The 2,493-nt window shown below is 64.2% G+C and carries 2 protein-coding genes; both read right to left on the reverse strand.

The features are described 5' to 3' along the window. Nucleotides 1-194: hypothetical protein (locus GWC77_RS29225; RefSeq protein ID WP_217283436.1), on the reverse strand; the 194-nt coding region annotated here is incomplete at its 3' end. Between the two features lie 146 nt (nucleotides 195-340). Further along, a complete protein-coding gene (locus GWC77_RS27325) occupies nucleotides 341-1,234 on the reverse strand; it encodes a TAL effector repeat-containing protein (RefSeq protein WP_173262489.1) in 894 nt (297 codons plus the stop codon). Nucleotides 1,235-2,493: the final 1,259 nt, after the last annotated feature.

The following is a 2,493-nucleotide window of genomic DNA, read 5'->3' on the forward strand; positions in this document are numbered from 1 at the left end:
GTCGCCGACGATTCCCGGACCATGCTGCTGTGCGGGCTCACTTCGCGGCCGGTCGCCCGCCAGTGCGCACCATTGGGCTGTCGGTCATCGCGGCGTTGCCGTTCGCTTTTATACCGTATCGCCAACCGGTTGCCCCGTTTCTCCGCGAACGCCGGCCCCCACACGGGACTGAAGTGCTGCTGAACAAAGCCCATCAGCGGCAGTTTCCTTGGATTGGACAGCGACGTGTGACGTGGCCCTGGCAAAGGACATCCCAGGCTTTTTAACGGCTTCCTTCGACACCCCGGACGGATACATTACTCTTGTCTTTCGTTTGCCTATCCGTGCACCAACGCCCCAACTAATTGCTAGGCAGACTTGACTGCGACTGAGCCGCAGCGCGCAGTGCGCCAGCTGCACCCCGCCGCATTCCGGCCAAGGCCATGATCTGATTTTTCGTGTACCCGGCCTGGGTGAGCGCGGGGCCATGGGTGAGGACCGCCTGCAGGGCCTGCGCGCCACCTTTATTGCCCGCGATCTCGACGATGTCGGCGGCCCTGAAGCCGGCCTGGATGAGCGCGGGGCGATGGGTGCGGACCGCCTGCAGCGCCTGCGCGCCTCCTCCGTTGCCCGCGATCTTGACGATGTCGGCGGCCCTGAAGCCGGCCTGGATGAGCGCGGGGCGATGGGTGCGGACCGCCTGCAGGGCCTGCGCGCCTCCTCCGTTGCCCGCGATCTTGACGATGTCGGCGGCACTGAAGCCGGCCTGGGTGAGCGCGGGGCCATGGGTGAGGACCGCCTGCAGGGCCTGCGCGCCTCCTCCGTTGCCCGCGATCTTGACGATGTCGTCGGCCCTGAAGCCGGCCTGGATGAGCGCGGGGCGATGGGTGAGGACCGCCTGCAGGGCCTGCGCGCCACCTCCGTTGCCCGCGATCTTGACGATGTCGTCGGCCCAGAAGCCGGCCTGGATGAGCGCGCGGCGATGGGTGAGGACCGCCTGCAGGGCCTGCGCGCCACCTGAGTTGCCCGCGATCTTGACGATGTCGTCGGCCCTGAAGCCGGCCTGGATGAGCGCGGGGCGATGGGTGAGGACCGCCTGCAGGGCCTGCGCGCCACCGTTATTGCCCGCGATCTTGACGATGTCGTCGGCCCTGAAGCCGGCCTGGATGAGCGCGCGGCGATGGGTGAGGACCGCCTGCAGGGCCTGCGCGCCACCGTCATGTGCCGCGATTTTGACGATGTCGGCTTCGCTCAAGTGGCAGGATCCAGTAAGCAGGGCATGGTTAACCTGGATAAATGCCAGTGTGTTGTTTCCGCCATGGGTGTTTAATATTTTTGTACGTTGTGTCTGGTCTAGAGTCAGCGGGTTACTCGTGCGCATGCCCGACTGATGGACAAACGTGGCGGGGATCGGTTGAAACGGCGGCGAGGCGCCCCCGATGTGAGCACTGGTTTGAGCGGTCGACCGCGTCTGCGGCGCGGCAGAAAAAGGATTCGTCTGACTGAACTGCGCCTGATGACTTACTGCGGACGGCGCACAAACGTTGAGGGTTGCTGAGGTGCCTTCTGGGGCCCTCATTGTTTTCGCAAGTTCTTCAGGGCTGATCCCTAGCCGCGATGCAAGCTCATTACCAGTTTGCAGTACGATCTGTTCAAGGTCTGCCGACGATACGCACGATGTACTGGCCACGTGCTGCGCCCGCCCCAATAACGAGGAATACGATGTCAATCCGTCAAGCGCTGCAGAACGACTGTCCGATGTCTGTGGGGGGGCGGGGACACTGCCGTTTAACGGATATCCTGGCTGCGGCCCGAGCGTCGGCTGCCGATAATTGCGACCCGATCCGGGCGCACGCCCACCTTGCAAAGGCGACGGCAATTGCGATGTAAAGTTCGGGCCATTCAGCGGCTGCAGCGAAGGCGGGGGAGCAACGGGAGCCCCCCGACCAGGCGGCATCTGCGGTGTGGTTGGGTGCCCGCCTCGGGAGAGCGCACGGTGGCCCTCATCGAGGCGCTGTGATGAACTGTAGAAGTTGTTTCCGATAGGGTCCATAAGGCTCGATCACAAAGAAGATGTTACTGCTCCCATTGTCAGACCCCGGCGGGCGCGCTTTCCGGCCCCCCGCGTAAAACGTCTGCGGTACGCGAAGCCACCCCGCTTGGGTGGGCCACGTCACCTGCGCGCCCCGCCCTATCGATTGCGCCCCATCGATTGCGCCCCTTCGCTCAAGCCCGCTGCGCGGCGTCAGCGCTGCTTGAGCCGCGCGTGGTACTTGGCCGCTTCGCGGCGCAAATGCCCCTGCTCGGGCGACACGTAGATCGAGGGGTTGTGTCGCGATAATGAAGCGATGACGAGCAAGCGGCGATTCGCTTAGGAGTCCTTAGATAAGGCTTTGTTCAGCAGCACTTCAGTCCCGTGTGGGGGCCGGCGTTCGCGGAGAAACGGGGCTACTGGTTGGCGATACGGTATAAAAGCGAACGGCAACGCCGCGATGACCGACAGCCCAATGGTGC

The organism is Paraburkholderia sp. NMBU_R16 (assembly GCF_013282575.1).
Taxonomy (GTDB): domain Bacteria; phylum Pseudomonadota; class Gammaproteobacteria; order Burkholderiales; family Burkholderiaceae; genus Trinickia.